The organism is Chitinophaga horti (assembly GCF_022867795.2).
In the GTDB taxonomy this organism is placed as follows: Bacteria; Bacteroidota; Bacteroidia; order Chitinophagales; family Chitinophagaceae; genus Chitinophaga; species Chitinophaga horti.
The window spans coordinates 4986664-5003679 of sequence record NZ_CP107006.1; the positions used below are offsets into that span (position 1 = coordinate 4986664).

A 17016-nucleotide genomic window follows, 5' to 3' on the forward strand; every position below is an offset into this window, starting at 1 on the left:
AAGGGCGCCGCACTACGACGCCCCATATCAAACAGGATTCTCTCTTACCTTATTAAAAAGCCAGCACCATCGTATGGCCCGAGCGTGCTTTGCTTAAATGTTTCACCACCACGTCGGTGATTTGACGGCGCAAGACGGGTTTTACAATATACTCATCCGCCCCCAGCGCCAGCATCGTTTCCTGCTCTTCTAGTAAGGCGTTGGACGATAAAGCGATAATCGGCACGCGATTAAATTGCGGCAGACTACGCAGGATGCGGGTCGTTTCCTTTCCATCCATTACGGGCATTGCCATATCCAGGATGATCAGGTCGGGCACCTTAGCGGTAGCTGCAGATATACCTTCCAGGCCATTGGCGCAAGTGGTTATTTCCAATCCTAACGGCAGCAGGAAGCGCTCGAGGATCATACAGTTCATTTGTTCGTCTTCGATAAGCAACACTTTTTTACCTGCCAGCGACGGACGTAATTCCTCATTGCCGGTCTGCACATCTTCACAAACCTGCAACGGCATCCGCACCCGAAACACCGACCCCACGCCCGTTACACTTTCCACACTTAACGTACCGCCCAACTGCTCGGCGTACCGACGCGTAAGCACCAGCCCTAAACCCGAACCCTTATGATCAGACGATAGCCCCAATTGCGCAAACGGCTTAAACAACAAGTCGCGTTTTTCCGGCGGAATGCCCGGGCCACTATCATGCACCGCAATCGACAGGACACCCTCTTGTGCGTCTACTGTCAGCAACACCGCGTGTCCGCGCGGCGTTACTTTGATCGCATTCGATAACAGGTTATTCAGAATGCGCGTTAACCTCGACTGGTCCAGCATAATACACTCCGGCAACACACCGTTGTTTTGCACGTCGAGTCGCACACCGCTCATATTGGCGATGTTACTGTACGTGTGCGTCAACGGCTGCAGCCAACGCTTCAGCGAAACCGGCTCGGCATGCAATTCATCGCCTTGCCCCGCTTCTATCTTCGAAACCTCCAGCACATTGGTAAGCATACCACGCAGGTCGTGGCTGTTGCAATAAATATCTTCAATAATCTGCCTGGCACCGTCGGGCATTTGTACTTCCCGCGTTTCCTGCAGTAATATGTCACTTAAACCGATAATCGCATTAATGTAGTTACGCGTTTCGTGGCTGGTTTCGCTGAGGTAACGCGACTTTTCATAACTCGCTTTTTCCAGCGCCGCGGTCCGCTCTTTTACCTGCGACTCCAGTTCTGCATTATAGCGTTCGAGCCAGGTATTTTGCCATTCCACTTCTTTTTGAAGCTGATCGTTACTGCGGCAATGAAAAGCGATGGCCAGTACACACAAGGCAAATACGACCGACATGATCAGCCAGCGAAAGAGATGCTGCGTGTCGGCAGGCAGGGCCAGCGGTTGCAGCAGGCCGGTACTATAATTTACCTCCAGCAATACCACACAGGCGACGGGCAGCAGCGAACAGGCGAGGATCATTTTAAGGTCCTGCACCTTGAACGACAACATGGCTACACAAATAGAGAACACGGCAAACAATTGCACTTCGGCCAGACTGCCGAACATTATGCCATAATACAGGATGATGCCCGAGAACAACACCTGTAGTCCCACCTTGGCAGCCATGTATAGACCGCTCTTGTTCAATAATATAATGGAAAAGAAAAATGGACTGAATAAAAGCGCGGGGTACAAAATACCCGCTTCACCGGAAAGTGCATAAAATAGTATACCATACAACACGACCAGCGCGCCGCAAAGGAAGCTGATGAAGTTTACGATACGTACTCTTTTCGCTTCGTATTTATCTAATCCGGGATGTATGCCTGATGCCAGCAGCTGTGTTAACATATCTGGGGAATTACGTGAAACAGAAATCGAAGGTTTTTCTCTTCGGGTTAAGGATACTGGTCTGCTTTCAGCCAGGGTGATCGGTCGTTTTTGTCTTTGTTCGGGTTTTCTGAATTAGTTCCTGTTTTAAACTAGGTTCGTCCGGGCTAAAATTAAGAGATTGGGTGTTCTGTTTATTGTTCGTCTAAAGTTAATGAATTTTTATCAGGTTCTTCAAATACACCTTCATATACGGTAAAATTTAACCTGCGGATTTCACGATTCAAACTCATTGCAAGCCATAGTGAAGGATTTGAGCGCTAAAGGAACAGGCTGCTGCGAACCGATAGCAGGAGGAAAGGAAATGTTAATGCCTTGTTACTAAGAAACTGCTGCACGACGACTTCCGGCCTTACTGTTGTTATGGGACTGAGGGCATAGGCCGAGCGATACTCGAAAATATCATTTGTTCCGGAAGCCGCGGTGCAGCAGCAGGGCGGCGAAAATAGCCTGCCACCCATTCATTTACAAGCAAAATACGATATGCTAATGGTCACTCATACCACATAAACATGTGTGAACTGGCTATTATGGCTAATTTTGCTTATTCTTACCCATGCTTTTCACCAGGCTATCCACTATATCTCTACTTATCATGCTGTGTTTTACCGCCGGAAAAGCACAGCAATCGTACGTGTATACACATTACACAGTGGAAGACGGGTTGCGCAACAACCAGGTAATTTCTTTACTCAGCGACAGTCGCGGATACATGTGGCTCGGCACCGCCAACGGCCTGCAACGCTACGATGGCGTCAGCTTCCGGTTCGTGGACATGCCGTTCAGCAATCCTTCTATTGCCCGCGAAACCGTGCAATGCATGTACGAGGACAAATCCCGCAAAACGCTCTGGTTCGTGCTGCATAGCGGCGTGGTGGCGTTCGATTACGGGGCCAACAAGTATCATTACTATAAAATTCAACACGGCCACCGCGAAGGCAGCGTGCAGATCAGCAGCATCCAGCGCGACAAGCATGGCTACCTGTGGACCGTAAGCACACAGGATAACGCCTACATCTTCGACGAGAAAAAACAGGCGTTTGTACTCTACACGCGGTTTTTACCCGAAGCTCCTGGTAAAATCGTGTGTGTGCTGGAGGATGGTGACGATTACCTGTTTGGCACCACGACTGGCATTTGCCGCCTGGATTATAAAAAACGTACGTACTATCATAAAGAACATAACCCGAACAGCCTGCCCTACCTGGACGTGCCACAGTTTAACCAGGCCGTTAACAATATGTACCTTACGCGGCAGGGCATCCTGTTCGTTAATATTTGGCCGTACGGCTCCGCCGCGCCGTTCCTTTATACATTCGATACCCGGCGTAACCAACTGCACGAGTTTACAGACTTTAACGTCGGCGGCCTTCGTAAGACGTTCGAAGATAGTTACGGCAAAACCTGGGTAGCGGGCGATCGCATCTGCCTCTTCGACAGTACCGGCCAGCTGCAGGAGGAAATTGTGCAGGACCGTAGTACGCGGTTTGGCCTGGACTGCTCTCAGCTTTACGCCATCACCCCGGATAATATGCACAACATCTGGCTCGGCACCAACAATGGCGTATTTATCTTCAATAAAGAAAAGCAAAAGTTTCATACTGCCCACTTTCCGCCGATCGACAACTTTGTGCGACCCAACTTTGAGCCGACGGATATATTACAAACCTCGCCCGACAAAGTATACGTTAGTTCCTGGGGGCAGGGATTACTGGTGTACGACAGCACACTTACACACCTCATAAAAGCCTACCGCCACCCTAACGATGCATTCTTCAATCTTGGCTGGAACCTGCTGCGCGATCGGGAAGGCAACATCTGGATGGCGGCGCAACACGGCCGGTACGCAATATTGAATCCTAAGACGGGGAGCATAAAATACGAGCGGTCGGACACGTTCGACAATCGCACCATCCGTTGCATGACGATGGATACGGCGGGAAACATCTGGATGGGCACACAACGCGGCCTGGTGGTGAAATGGGATGTAAAACAACGGCAATTCACCCGCTACCAGGACAGCCTGTACCACACCAACCAGCCTTTATGGGGGCACATTATGGACCTGGAGGCCGATCATCTTGGCAACATTTACATCGGCACCGGCGCTTATGGTTTACTGCAGATGGATGCCGCTACCGGGCGCATTAAAAAACGGTATGGCAAAGACGAACCTGAAAACCGGTTGCCAGGCAACGGCATTCACAACATACAGGTAATGGGCGATACGCTGGTACTGGGCACGATGGAAGGCATCGCGCTCATCAATACCCGAACGGGCCATATCACTACGTTTACCGAAAAGGACGGGCTGCCCGTCAACATGATAACCAACGTCCAGCTGATTAACCGCAACCTGTTTTTTACTACCAACTTCAACCTGGGTAAGATCAACCTCGATAACCGAAAACTGGTGAACTACGGTCGCAAATACGGTATCGTGGAAGAAGCTTTTGAACAAACCGCCAATCACCGTCTAATGAACGGCCGCATCGTGGTCGGATCGGTGAAAAGCCTCATCAGCTTTGACCCAGATCAGCTTGAGGACCCGCAGCCGCCGCCGGATGTGCGCATCACATCCCTGCAACTAGGCGAACGGCTCCTCAATGCCGATTCGATACTACTGGAGAGTGATTTACTGCGCTTGTCATATAAGGAAGGGCCGCTCACCATTGGTTATAATGCCATGGCTTACCTGGACCAGGATAACATCACGTATTATTATCAACTGGAAGGTGTAGACCCACAGCCGGTAGTAGCAGGCACCCGCGTGCTAGTCAATTATGCTAACCTGCCGAGCGGCCGCCATACGTTTAAGGTGTGGTGCGAAAACGGGGAAGGATTAGCCTCCGCACATGTAACTACCTTTATGTTACAGGTGGCCAGTCCATATTACCGCCAGTGGTGGTTTTTTATGTTGATACTGATGCTGATCGCCGGACTGGCCTATCTCGGCTACCGCATCCGCATTAACCGGCTTATTGCCACCGAACAGGTGCGCCGCCGCATTGCCCGCGACCTGCACGATGATATGGGATCGACGCTTACTTCGATCAATATAATGACCACCATGGCCAAACGCAACGTGCGGCAGGACAATCAGAAAACGGAAGATTTCCTGTTGAAGATAGGCGAAAGCACCACCCGCATGATGGAGTCGATGGACGATATCGTTTGGTCGATTAATCCGAATAACGACAACATGCCTATCATCCTGGCGCGCATGCGCGAGTTCACGACCAGCATGTTCGAGGCAAGAGAAATCGGATTTACGTTTCATGCAGATGAAGCCGTCCAACATCTGAAACTCACGCTGGAAAGCCGGCACGACTTCTTTATGATCTTTAAAGAAGCGATCAACAATATTGCAAAGCACGCCCAGGCCACTCATGTCGACATTATTATCGACTATAAAAAGAAAACGTTGATCATGCAGGTGAAGGACAACGGGCATGGTTTTAAACCAGGCAGCAACAGTGATGGGGACGGACTATTCAACATGCAGCGAAGAGCCCAGCGCATGCGCGGCAGCCTGGAAATTGCATCGGCGCCGGGTAGCGGCACACGCATTTGTTTGCGCTTTCCCACTACATAAGTATGTGATTGAATAACCGGCTGGCAGCTATTACCTTTATCAAAAATTGTGATATGATAAGAATCGTGTTGTACGAAGACAATACCAAACTACGCGAAAACCTCACCTTACTGATCGATGGCTCGGCCGACTTCGAAGTGTGCGGCGCCTTTAAAAACTGCGACCGTATACTCGGCGAAGTAGCCGAATTGTTACCCGACGTAATCCTGATGGACATTGACATGCCCGGCACCAATGGTATTGAGGGCCTTAAACTTGTACGCGCCCAATACCCGCATCTGCCGGTACTGATGCTTACGGTATTTGATGATGACAAAAACGTATTCGAGTGCATCAAAGCAGGCGCAGATGGTTATCTCCTTAAGAAAACCACCCCCGAAAAACTTTTGGAACACCTGCGCGAAGTATACAACGGCGGCGCGCCCATGACCTCCTCGGTAGCCAGGCAGGTATTGGAATTATTCGCCAGGCAGCCCACCGGCGAAAGGCGTGAGCTGTATAACCTTACCGAAAGGGAAAGAGAAGTATTGCAGTTATTGGTAAACGGCTATAGTTATAAGATGATCGCTGCGGAAATCTTTATCTCGATTGATACCGTGCGTTCGCACATTAAAAAGATCTACGAAAAACTACACGTCAATTCCAAGTCCGAAGCCGTGGCCAAAGCATTTAAGGATAAGTTGATCTGAGATGGTGCAATTTCTCCTTAAAAAGCCGCAGGTACTCCTTTTTCAGCGAGCCGCTGAGAAACGATTTCTCTACCCAGTCAGCCACTTCATATTCCTTATCCGTCATTGATGCAATAATCGTTTCCGCCCGGCCTGCTGTTAATCCAAGCCTCCTCGCAAAATTGACGAACTCCGCCTGCCCGCAAGCTTTAAACTTTTGGTAATAGGAAGATTTATGCACCCCTTCGTACAGCTCCATCGCCATATCCTTACTGCCAGCATCGAGCAGGCGGGTGCAGGACAAACCATAGGCGGGCGTGAGTGCATAGTCGCCATGTTCGGTACGTTTGATAGAAAAAGAACGAGGGCCCCCGCTACCGTTGGATACCAGGTAATTAAAGAGTATACGTTTAAAGAAGATAGCCAATGCCGGACCATATGCAGCAATATGTTTTTTGATAAGCGCCCCCATATCCTCATACGTTTGCGGCACCCCTTTCACTTGTTTTTCGCGCAGCTGGTAAAAGTCTTCCTGCTGATAACTGACAAACTCCGGATCAATATCAAAGCGTCTTAACAGCAATCCCTGCACGTCGTCCTGGTAATAAATGATGGCATTCTTCACCGTGTCGATGTCGAACACATTGGCGGCGATCTGCAGCGTAAGGTGCTCGTTCTCCGTTATGGCCTGCGCATGTTGTGCAGCCGATGCCGGAGGCATCTTAAGCAGGAAGAGCCCTTTAATACCTTCGCGGGTGAGCGTTAGCTCATCGTCTTCGAGCATGAGCGAATACTTCGGCTGTGAGCCAGGTATAGCCATCCGCAGCGCCTGCCGCTCGAACCAGTAAGCATCTTCCCCCTGGGGCGATTTAAACGTGAGCACCGGCGGCACCTTAATGCCATCAAATAATTTACGGCGACAATCACTACAATATGTAATTCGCTTTTGTGGCTTGTAGCAGCCAGGACAAGCACCTACCATTCTCTCACCGTTATTGCCCCGATGGTGTCTGTGCCCGCGGTGCGGATTAATAAAAGGAAGTCATCTTTCGGATCGATGTTCAGCGTTTCCTGCTGCCAGCGCCGGTTGTCGCCTTCGGCCAATAGTCCTGCGAAAAACGGGAATAGTTCATTGGCCTGATGATCACGCCTGGTTTTGGGCAGCGTGAGGCTGATAGATGGTGCTGAGGGATCGTTAAAGTAAGGCAGGTCGTAGGAGAAAGTGTATTCCTCGTTGTTGGTTTTTGTTAATGCGCCCGCCAGTTTTTCGTTTAAGTAAACTGCCGCTTCTGTCATGGTTTATATACTTTGCTTCACGCGGACGATCATTTCCAGACCAAGTGCATCAAATACACTGATCAATGTATGAAATGAAGGGTTGCCCTGGCCAACTTCCAACAGGTACACCGTTCTGCCCGCCACATCGCCCATTTCTGCCAGTTGTTCTCTTTCGAGGCCAAAACTTTCTCTTCGTTTTCTTACGAGGTCGCCAATTTCGCGCAAGTCCATTTTCGTGAATTATTGCGGCGAAAATAACGCTGTCAATTAGCAGTAAATTTTGCTATTCGGGTCTATTATAGAGCAAATTGATTATGGAATTATTGATATGAAAACAATTCAGTCATACTACATCCATACAGTATTGAATTTGAGTTACTTTTTGTTATTGAGATAAATTTTCTCATTATCAATTAAATTAACATCAAATTGACATGAACGACACTCATATTGATTGTTCTAATTTCGTTTAGCCATGTTAGTTTTGGATCACTAAACTCTCAACAAACATGGAAAGTAAATTCATCTTCCACGAAGGACGCCGGCTGGCCCGGCTGCTCGCCGACAAAGAACTGTCGTTCTACCGCTTTTTTACCGATGCGGACATCGCCCCTGAAAACATGCATCGCTACCTGGACAGGTTTACCTTCGGTGAACTTACCCGGCAAAAATTCCTGCACGGTTTACAGATGACGCCAGCGGAATTTTACGGGCGGCCCTGCCAGCCTCCGCCGCCGTTTTGCCCATGGAGCGGATGCCGTTGACAGGAGTGACTTTCATAAATTTTTGCCAATAAGGCGGATTCACGAAGTGGATGAGCATCGCTTCCACCGTCATCGCGATTGAAAGGAAGCGAACATCCGCTCGAGTCTTCGCGACAGTAAGGTTGGCAGCCGCGAAGACGCACACGAAAATGGCTTCACTTTGTTCGCCATGACGGAAAGGGAAGCCGCTTCGCCGAAAAGCGAAACTGCCGTACAAGGGTGTGACACAACGGCGGCTGAAAAAAGTTCAAAAGCTGGCTACATGATTAATAACTGCCAGAAACGACTCCGCCAATATTGAAGACAGGCAGCCATACGTCATTTTCAAATGTATAAACTTCACGTTTTCATTAACATTATACGCATAAACGAAGATACTAAACCACTTTGGCCGTATATTTGTTATTTAACTGTGGACTAATCAATTAACAACAACGATTATTTTATGAAGAAGATCCTCCATGCAATCATGGTTACGGGCCTGATGGCCGTCGTGTTCAGCGCCTGCAAATCCAGTAAGTCAGCGCAGGGCCCCACGGCTAAAAGTGAGAAGAAGAATATTAAGGGCACCTGGGTGTTGAACAACGTATCCTTCGAGGGCGTTCCTAAAACCGCCAGGGTGACCACGGTGTTTAACAACATTCCGTACAAATGCCTGGAAGGTAGTGTATGGACACTGCCAAACGCCACTGCGAACGGTTCGTACGCCATCACCTCCAGCGAAACCGGCTGCTCGCCCGTGACGCAGAACATCGTATGGTCTACCTACGACCGCGACGGCATCGTGTACTTCCAGTTTAAAGAGCTGCTGAGCGGCGTAAAAGCGAAAAACACCGCCGACGGCTACCGGGTAGAACTGACCACCGCAGGCGATAACGCTATGACCTGGCGCGCACCAGTGACCATCGACGGCACCACCGCCTACATCGTGTACTCTTTGAGCCGCAGATAAGGCTTTTGAACAATATCTCATCCGGCATACGGCAGCAAAACCGCTGCCCGTATGCCGGATTTGTATTTCCGGGATAATTCGCGCATTTGCTTATCTTTGCCCACCTATTGAGGATTTAGCAAAATGAAAGCATTTAACTTATTTATCAGATACCGTTTCCCGCTCGGGATCGTGTTATTGTTAGCGGGTGTTGCACTGGGCATCACTTTCGGCTGGTGGGAAGCCTCCATCGTACTGCTGTTAGGCCTGGTGTGTATCGTTACGCACTTCCTGTTTGGCCCGATGAGGCTGGTGCAGGAAGCCATGGAAGCCGGCGACGTAGACGGCGCCATGTCGCTCATGAACCAAATCAAATTCCCGAAACTGCTCTACAAACCCATCCGCTCGGCTTACTTCTTTATGCAGTCCAACATGGCGATGTACAGCCAGGACCTGGATAAAGCAGAACATACGATCAAACAAAGTATTAAATCCGGCAGCCCGATGAAAGAGTTCGAGGGCATGCAATACTTTCAGCTGGGCAGCATCGCTTTCCAGAAGAATGATATTAAGACTGCGGACATGAACCTGAAAAGGGCCATGAAACTGGGTTTGCCTGATAAAGAAAACTCCGCGGGCGCCTTACTCATGCTGTGTTCTATCGCCATGACGCGCCGCGACTTTAAATCGGCTAAAGAGTACTTTCGTCGTGCGAAAGCGATGAAACCTACTACAGAGCAGCTGGTAGCGCAGATCAAACAGATGGACAAACATATTTCCCGCATGCCTGGTTGATACCGGTACTACGGCACACAAAAAAGGCTGACACCTGCGTGTCAGCCTTTTTTTATTACATTTTGGCCAGGGCCTGTTCGAGATCTTTGATAAGATAACCGGCATCTTCCAAACCGATATACAGTCGCACCATCCGGTGCCTGGGCTCATCGGCCCTGAAGTCCGCCACGTTCATTGACGCGCAGGCCGGAAAGGCCAGCGACTCGTGCCCGCCCCAGGATACGGCCATAAGGAAATGCTGCAGGGAATCGCAGAAACGTTCCACCTGGTCGATTGTCGTGGCTTTTAACTGGATAGTTACCAAACCACCCGCGCCCTGCATCTGGCGTTGGGCCAGTTCGTATTGCGGGAAGTCAGGGTCCATCGGATAAATTACCTTTTCGATAACGGGCTGCTGCTTCAACCAATCCACGATGGTTTTGGTTGTTTCGGTAATGCGTTGCAGCCGGATAGGCAATGTACGCAGTCCGCGCAGAAGCAGCCAGGCGCTGAAAGGAGATACGCCGCTGCCGATGTTCATGTACTCGGAGGCAAATATTTTGCTGATCATATCGGTGGAGCCGGTAAGTACACCTGCTACCGTATCGCTATGACCGCTGATATATTTTGTGGCTGATTGCAGGCTGAGATCGATGCCGAGTTTAATGGGTTGCTGGTACAACGGGCTGCAATAGCTGTTATCCATAATGGTAACGAGGTGGTGACTTTTAGCCAGTGCTACAACGGCCTCGATATCCTGCAGTTCATACGTAAAAGAGTTGGGCGACTCCAGGTAAATAAGTCGGGTGTTGGGCTGAATGGCGGCCGCAAAGTTGGCCGTATTGGTACCGTCGACATACGTAGTGGAAACGCCGAAGCGTGGCAGGATGACGTCGAACATACGGGCGGCCCAACTGTACGGGTCGCGCACTGACACGATGTGGTCGCCTTGTTTTACCTGTGACAGTACAGCGGCGAAGATAGCCGCGGCACCGCTGCCGAAAACGAGGGCTGCTTCTGCGCCGTCAAGGGCGGCCAGCTTTTTTTGCAGGATAGTGAGTGTGGGGTTGTTACCGCGAGAATAGAGGAAGCCTTTGTATTCATCCAGCATCAGCTCGCGCATTTCGCTCACCTTATCGAAAGCAAAATTGCTGCTCTGTACGATTGGCGGCGCAACGGCGTTAAAATACTGCTCTCTGTCTTCTCCCAGTTCATTCAAAATAAAGGATACGTCCATTTCGACAAGTTGTTTTTAGTTTCTTTCAAGCCCATTTTACAAACATATAGCGTTTCTCCGTTTCCGGCGTCATGGAATTTACCAAATACTGATACTTATGCGCCTTTGCGGTTTACCCGCTTCATCAGCAGGTACAACGGCAATCCGGCTACAAACAGGCTCAGTCCGATAGAGGCTGCTTTCCAATCCTGGATAAATATGTTTACTGTAACGAACAGGTATACTACCACAAACAGTAGCGTGAGGTAGGGATATAATTTCATTTTATAAATACCAGTACCATCGAGGTGCCGGGTTTTCTTCCGGAGGATAAACAGGCTAGCCGCCGCGGAGGCCAGTCCGATCGTATCGAACAACATCACATAGTTGAGGATCTTATCAAACGTGCCTACAAAAAACAGCACGAGCAAAATGACCGCTACAAACACCGACAGTGCCACTTCCTGTACCTGCGTTTTACTGTTCACCCGCTTCAGCACCGGCGGCAGTATACCATCTTCCGCCATCGCGTAATACATGCGTGGATTGGAGATCAGGTTTACGTTCGCGTAGCCCAGTACGGAAATGAAAAGCAATAGCGAGATCGTTTTAAAGCCGTACGGACCAAAGAAAGCTTCCGCCATACGGGCCGCCAGCGCATTGGTGTGCTGCAATTGTTCAAACCCGATTACTTTATAATAAGCGTAGTTGATGGTGAGATACAATACTACGATGATCGCGAAACCATAAAACACACCGCGCGGCATATTACGACCGGGATCTTTTACATCAGAACCGAAGTTGATCGTTTGCTGGTAACCGCCGAACGTAAAAAACACTGGCACCAGCGCCGCGCCAAAGATATAGAGCCAGTTTTTAGGCTCCCTACTTTCCACCACCGCATTGGCATTCGACGGGTTGCCGCCGGAGAACACCGCGAGGCAAAGCAGCACCATCATCAATATTTTTAAGATCGTGAGTACATTTAAACTAGTAGCGCTCAGGCGAATGCCGAGCATATTGATCCCATATAAGACCAGTACCGCCACCACGCCGATGAGTTTATGCCCTGCGCCGTTCTGTAACGAATCGGGTAACAGCACCGGGCTGATATACTCTGCACCAATAAGGCATACCGCCGCTACAGATGCAGCGTTGGAGATGAGCAGCATCCAATTGATCATAAACCCATAAGCCGGGTGGTAACAATGTGACAACACCTTGTAAAAGCCGCCGGCTACCGGGTAGCGTGAGCCGATCTCCGCATAGGTAAGTGCACCACAGATGCTCACAATCCCCCCAATGATCCAGATAGCAAAAAACACCCTCGGGTCGTTCGTTTCGCGCGCCACGTTCACTGGTGTGCGAAAGATGCCCATGCCTATGACCAGGCTTACCACGATCATTGTAAGGTCAAAAATGCCCAGCTTTGGTTTAATGCTCATGCGTACAAGATAGTAAATGAAATTGTTGAATGTGACCACCCGGGCGGATTTTAAGGGAAAATCCACTTTTTTATGTACGTTTGCGCCTGAATACGGTTGTCTGTAATGGACATTAATAGGGAATCCGGTGCGAATCCGGAGCTATCCCCGTAGCTGTAATCCTGCTCCGGCTTTATGCCGGAACGTTTTCCGGGACTCGATTTTCTCCATTTACCACTGTCTCACATGAGGCGGGAAGGCCCTCCCGGGAAGCAGGAAAGCCAGAAGACCTGCCGCGTTTCAAATTTTCTTATCAGCGCTTTCGGGTGAAAAGCCGGGAATATGTATATACCATACTGGTATGCCCTTATTCTGTCTGTTCATTTTTCGAGAGCATAGTTTTAACATCAACCGACTATGCAAAAGAAGTTTTACGCATTTCTGTCGGGCGGGTTGCTGCTATTAATGCAGGGCGCCGCCGCACAAGACACAACACAAACCAACTTGTTGAACACCGTGGTGGTAACGGCCACCAAGTTCGCCAAGAAACAGGGCGAAACCGGCAAAGTGGTTACCGTTATTTCCCGCGAACAAATCGACCGCAGCCGCGGTAAAAGCGTGGCTCAACTGCTGAACGAGCAGGTAGGCATGGTGATCGCCGGTGCTAACTCCAACCCCGGTAAAAACAAAGAGATTTACTTCCGGGGCGCTACCACCAATTACACCACCATCCTGATCGACGGTATTCCGATTAACGATGCATCTGGGCTCACGGGCAGCAACATTGACCTGCGCTTCATCCCAACCGACCAGATCGAGCGCATTGAAATTCTGCGTGGCACACAAAGCACCATGTACGGTGCCGATGCGATTGCAGGCGTGATCAACGTAATTACCCGCAAGGGCGGCGACAAAGCCGTGAGCGTGAGCGGCGACCTTAACTGGGGTAGCAATCGTACCGTGAAAGGTACAGTAGGCGCTAACGGCCGTACCGAAAACATCGACTACAACCTGAGCTTCACCCACCTGGAAACAGATGGTATTTCCGAAGCGGAGGACACCCTCAACACCGGCAAGTTCGACCGCGACGGCTATAAGCAGGATGCATTTATGGCCAATATCGGCATACACGCCAGCGAAAAACTGACACTGCGCCCGTTCCTCATGTATTCTAAATTCAAGAGCGATTACGATGGCGGTTCCTTTACCGACGGCGGCAACAAAACCAACTCCGAGTTCCTGCATACGGGCATCAGCGGTGTATACACCCTCGATAAAGGTATGATCCAGGCGAACTACGGCTTCCAGAAAGTGAACCGTGCGGAAACAAGCTCCTTTGGTGTTTCGAATTACGACGGCCGCAACTGGATTGGCGATATCTTTGGCAACTACAATGTGACCGACTGGATGCAGGTACTGGCAGGCGTAGAGTTACGTAAATCACAACTGCTGGATACTTCGCTCTCCACCCCTAACCCGGATATGCATAACACCAGTCCTTACGCAGCACTCTTCTTCCGTAACCTGGGCGGCTTTAACCTGGAGCTGGGCGGCCGCTACACGCTGCACAATACCTACGGCAACAACTTCACCTATACCATCAACCCATCTTACCTGATCGCGGAGAAAGTGAAAGTATTTGCGACGTTGGCGACAGGCTTTAAGGCACCAACACTCACTAACCTGTACGGCCAATGGGGATCTAACCCCAACCTGGAGCCGGAAGAAGCGAGGACCTACGAAGGTGGTGCCGAAGTATCTGTATGGAACAACAAACTGGACCTGCGCGGTGTGGTGTTTAAAAGGGATATTAAGAACGTCATCTTTTATAATAACCTGGGCGAGTACGTCAACCTGAACGAGCAGAACGACAAAGGCTTTGAACTGGAGGCCACGGTTAAACCAGCGAAGTCTTTACAGATCAATGCTTATTATGCTTTCGTAGAAGGCAGCACTAACACGGTTTCCAGCACCGGTAAAGACTCTTTGTACTCCGATGTACTCGCACGCCGTCCGAAACACAGCGGTGGCATCAATATAGGTTACGAGATTTGTCCGCACCTGTTCATCAGCTCCAACGTGCGCTTTAATGGCGAGAAGAACGACCTTCGTTTCGACCCCGTTACTTACGCTTCCTCACCGGTGATGGTAAAGGAATTTACCCTGTGGGACATGTACGTGGAGTACCGTTATTCAAAAAAAGGACGTTTATACGCGAATTTTAATAATATTACAGACACGAAATACAATGAAATTTACGGGTACGGCACACTTGGCTTCAACGTGATGGCCGGCATCTCGTTTAACTTTTAAAAACACAGGCACCGATGTCACTAAAACAACTTCAGCCCCGCTTCATAGTACTACTGGCCTTTATACTGGCAGTAGGCGTGCTGCGGACCGCTACCGCCGGACAAATCACCGCGATCTCCAACTTCTCTCCCGTAGGAGCGATGGCCTTATTTGGCGGTGCTTACTTTTCAGAAAAGTGGAAATCATACGTGTTTCCCCTGCTTACGCTGTTCATCAGCGATGTACTGATCATGAAGATTTTTTTTAGTGACCTCAGTACCGGCCTGCTGTACGATGGCTGGATATGGAACTACCTTGCCGTAGCCGCCATGGTATTATGCGGACAGCTGCTCATCCGTAAAGTGAGCATCAGCAACCTGCTGATTGCCGGTATTGTGAGCGCTGTGGCCCATTGGCTGATCAGCGACCTCGGTATGTGGATGAGCAGCCTGAGTATTTACAGCCATGACTTTAATGGATTGCTGGAATGCTACATTGCCGCTATTCCTTTTATGAAGAATATGATGATCGCCAACCTCGTGTACGGCGCGATCATGTTCTTTGGATTTGAATACACCAAAGCCAGGTACCCGGTACTGGCCCAGGCTTAATATCATCTCAACTGCGCAATGCACCTCGTTTGCATTGCGCAGTTTCTTTTTAAAACCCTGCTATCATGATCGCTTCCTCCTTCCTCCCCGCCGCTACGCAAATGATATACGATATGGGCCTGCAACACCTGCTGCAGGGCATCACGTTCGAATGCCCGCCTGCGGCGCTGGCGGAAAAGGAGCGCGTGGTGCGCTGTGTGCTGGAAGGCAATAACTACAGCAGCGAAGAGATAGACCGTATATTCTCCGCCTCCAAAGCGCAGGGGAAGAGCTTATATTATGTGGATGAGGAATTGCTGGGACGTATAGCCCCCGATGTGATCTTTACGCAGGATGTGTGTGAAGTGTGCCAGATCGACACCCGCTGCACCCAGCAGGCCATCAGTATGTTGCCCAAACAGCCGCAGCTGGTGCCACTGAGTCCCAATAACCTCAATGATGTATTTAAGTGTGCAGTCGACATCGCCACCGCGTTAGGACAGGAAGAAGCGGCCTATCAACACCTGGCTGCCCTGCAGCAACGGCTGGATGCGGTTACCGACACATTGCGCCAGCATCGCTCCCCGTTACGCCGCGTAATGATCATGGAATGGATGGCGCCTATCTATAACTGCGGGCACTGGATACCTTACCAGGTTGCCTATGCCGGTGGTGTAGACATGCTTAGCAACCCGGCCGGCGACTCGATCGTAACGCCCTGGGAAAAGATCCAGCGATATGACCCGGAAGTACTGGTGATTGCGCCTTGTGGTTTTTTGACAGACAGGAGCGCCAATGAATTGTCTTTACTGACCAGCCTCCCCGGCTGGAACGATCTGCAGGCCGTTCGAAATGGCGAAACTTACCTGGCAGACTATGATCTGTTTACCCAGCCAAGCGCCAGCACCCTGGTAGATGGTGTGGAGCTGCTGGCTAAGTTATTTCACCCGAATATCTTTACCATGCCGGCACACTTGCAGCACAAGTGGGCTACGCTGGAGCCGGCGATGGCTATTTCTCAAAATCCTGGAAGAAGTAAATAACGAGGATCACCGCATCGCCCGGCCCAACATTGGTAGGCTTGTGTGGCAGGCGGCCGTCGAAGAACAGGGAATCTCCCTCCTCCATCGCGTACGTCTCATTATTGATGAGATATTCTACCGTGCCTTTTACCACGTATTTATATTCATACGCATCCGTCTTAACCAGCGCCGGACGTTTCGCACCTTCCTTCAATTCCAGTAGCACGATGTCGACCGTACTGTCTTTCAGGTTGCGCGTCAGCACACGGTTATAGAAAAAGCCTTTGGCGTCTTCCTTCTGAAAGGGAGCATAGTCCTTTTTCTTGATCAGGATTACCTTTGGCGTGTTTTTCTGCTGGTGGATGTCGTTGAAAAACTCGTTCATATCCAGGCTAAGCGCGCGGATAATATTTACCAGTACCAGCAGTGACGGTACGGTACGGTTGTTTTCAATCTGGGAAATCAATCCCTTGCTAACGTCGGCTTTATCGGCCAGCTCCTGTACGGTAATGCCTTTTGCCTTACGTTTTTCCTTTATCTTGGTGCTGATCTGAATGATTATGTCTTCCTGCAT

At 50.0% G+C, this 17016-nt stretch carries 15 protein-coding genes and 1 riboswitch; of the genes, 8 read left to right on the plus strand and 7 right to left on the minus strand.

Features of this window, described 5'->3' with window-relative positions; genetic code table 11:
* Positions 1 to 52: 52 nt before the first annotated feature.
* A complete protein-coding gene (locus MKQ68_RS20075; RefSeq protein WP_264280655.1) occupies positions 53 to 1849 on the minus strand; it encodes an ATP-binding response regulator in 1797 nt (598 codons plus the stop codon).
* A gap of 634 nt (positions 1850 to 2483) precedes the next feature.
* Between MKQ68_RS20075 and MKQ68_RS20080 the strand changes: the two genes are divergently transcribed.
* Positions 2484 to 5483 carry a sensor histidine kinase gene (locus MKQ68_RS20080; RefSeq protein WP_264280656.1) on the plus strand — a complete coding sequence of 1000 codons (3000 nt, stop codon included), beginning with the start codon at positions 2484 to 2486 and terminating at the stop codon, positions 5481 to 5483.
* 53 nt (positions 5484 to 5536) lie between these two features.
* The gene (locus MKQ68_RS20085) at positions 5537 to 6172 is read left to right on the plus strand and encodes a response regulator (protein ID WP_264280657.1); all 636 of its coding nucleotides are present in this window, start codon (positions 5537 to 5539) and stop codon (positions 6170 to 6172) included.
* Here the strand turns inward: MKQ68_RS20085 and MKQ68_RS20090 are convergent.
* From MKQ68_RS20090 to MKQ68_RS20100, 3 genes are all read right to left on the minus strand, one after another.
* Complete coding sequence (locus MKQ68_RS20090; protein ID WP_264280658.1) at positions 6153 to 7034, minus strand: HipA domain-containing protein; 882 nt, start codon at positions 7032 to 7034, stop codon at positions 6153 to 6155. The genes MKQ68_RS20085 and MKQ68_RS20090 overlap by 20 nt on opposite strands.
* 92 nt (positions 7035 to 7126) lie before the next feature.
* The gene (locus MKQ68_RS20095; protein ID WP_264280659.1) at positions 7127 to 7447 is read right to left on the minus strand and encodes a HipA N-terminal domain-containing protein; all 321 of its coding nucleotides are present in this window, start codon (positions 7445 to 7447) and stop codon (positions 7127 to 7129) included.
* A 3-nt stretch (positions 7448 to 7450) separates the two neighbouring features.
* Positions 7451 to 7660 carry a helix-turn-helix domain-containing protein gene (locus MKQ68_RS20100; protein ID WP_244842665.1) on the minus strand — a complete coding sequence of 70 codons (210 nt, stop codon included), beginning with the start codon at positions 7658 to 7660 and terminating at the stop codon, positions 7451 to 7453.
* Positions 7661 to 7938: 278 nt separating this feature from the next.
* Between MKQ68_RS20100 and MKQ68_RS20105 the strand changes: the two genes are divergently transcribed.
* The 3 genes from MKQ68_RS20105 to MKQ68_RS20115 all read left to right on the plus strand — a co-directional run bounded on the left by MKQ68_RS20105 (position 7939) and on the right by MKQ68_RS20115 (position 9919).
* Entirely contained in the window at positions 7939 to 8193 is a 255-nt protein-coding gene (locus MKQ68_RS20105) for a hypothetical protein (RefSeq protein ID WP_264280660.1), read from the plus strand.
* Between the two features lie 445 nt (positions 8194 to 8638).
* Positions 8639 to 9145 (plus strand): hypothetical protein, encoded by a 507-nt coding sequence (locus tag MKQ68_RS20110; RefSeq protein WP_264280661.1) that lies wholly within the window; start codon positions 8639 to 8641, stop codon positions 9143 to 9145.
* 123 nt (positions 9146 to 9268) lie between these two features.
* A complete protein-coding gene (locus MKQ68_RS20115) occupies positions 9269 to 9919 on the plus strand; it encodes a tetratricopeptide repeat protein (protein ID WP_264280662.1) in 651 nt (216 codons plus the stop codon).
* 55 nt (positions 9920 to 9974) lie between these two features.
* Here MKQ68_RS20115 and MKQ68_RS20120 read toward each other — a convergent pair whose 3' ends face one another.
* Together MKQ68_RS20120 and MKQ68_RS20125 are read right to left on the minus strand one after the other, a co-directional pair.
* On the minus strand, positions 9975 to 11135 hold the full coding sequence (locus tag MKQ68_RS20120; protein WP_264280663.1) for a trans-sulfuration enzyme family protein: 1161 nt from the start codon (positions 11133 to 11135) through the stop codon (positions 9975 to 9977).
* 95 nt (positions 11136 to 11230) lie between these two features.
* Positions 11231 to 12559 (minus strand): APC family permease, encoded by a 1329-nt coding sequence (locus MKQ68_RS20125; RefSeq protein WP_264280664.1) that lies wholly within the window; start codon positions 12557 to 12559, stop codon positions 11231 to 11233.
* Positions 12560 to 12635: 76 nt separating this feature from the next.
* A riboswitch (cobalamin riboswitch) is annotated at positions 12636 to 12850 on the plus strand.
* 105 nt (positions 12851 to 12955) lie between these two features.
* On the opposite strand from MKQ68_RS20125, the gene MKQ68_RS20130 reads away from it, so the two are divergent.
* The 3 genes from MKQ68_RS20130 to MKQ68_RS20140 all read left to right on the plus strand — a co-directional run bounded on the left by MKQ68_RS20130 (position 12956) and on the right by MKQ68_RS20140 (position 16463).
* Positions 12956 to 14851, plus strand: coding sequence for a TonB-dependent receptor plug domain-containing protein (locus MKQ68_RS20130; protein WP_264280665.1), 1896 nt, complete (start codon positions 12956 to 12958; stop codon positions 14849 to 14851).
* Between the two features lie 14 nt (positions 14852 to 14865).
* Complete coding sequence (locus MKQ68_RS20135; protein WP_244842674.1) at positions 14866 to 15441, plus strand: DUF6580 family putative transport protein; 576 nt, start codon at positions 14866 to 14868, stop codon at positions 15439 to 15441.
* A 65-nt stretch (positions 15442 to 15506) separates the two neighbouring features.
* A complete protein-coding gene (locus MKQ68_RS20140) occupies positions 15507 to 16463 on the plus strand; it encodes an ABC transporter substrate-binding protein (RefSeq protein ID WP_264280666.1) in 957 nt (318 codons plus the stop codon).
* Here MKQ68_RS20140 and MKQ68_RS20145 read toward each other — a convergent pair.
* Positions 16432 to 17016, minus strand: coding sequence for a helix-turn-helix domain-containing protein (locus MKQ68_RS20145; protein WP_264280667.1), 585 nt, complete (start codon positions 17014 to 17016; stop codon positions 16432 to 16434). The genes MKQ68_RS20140 and MKQ68_RS20145 overlap by 32 nt on opposite strands.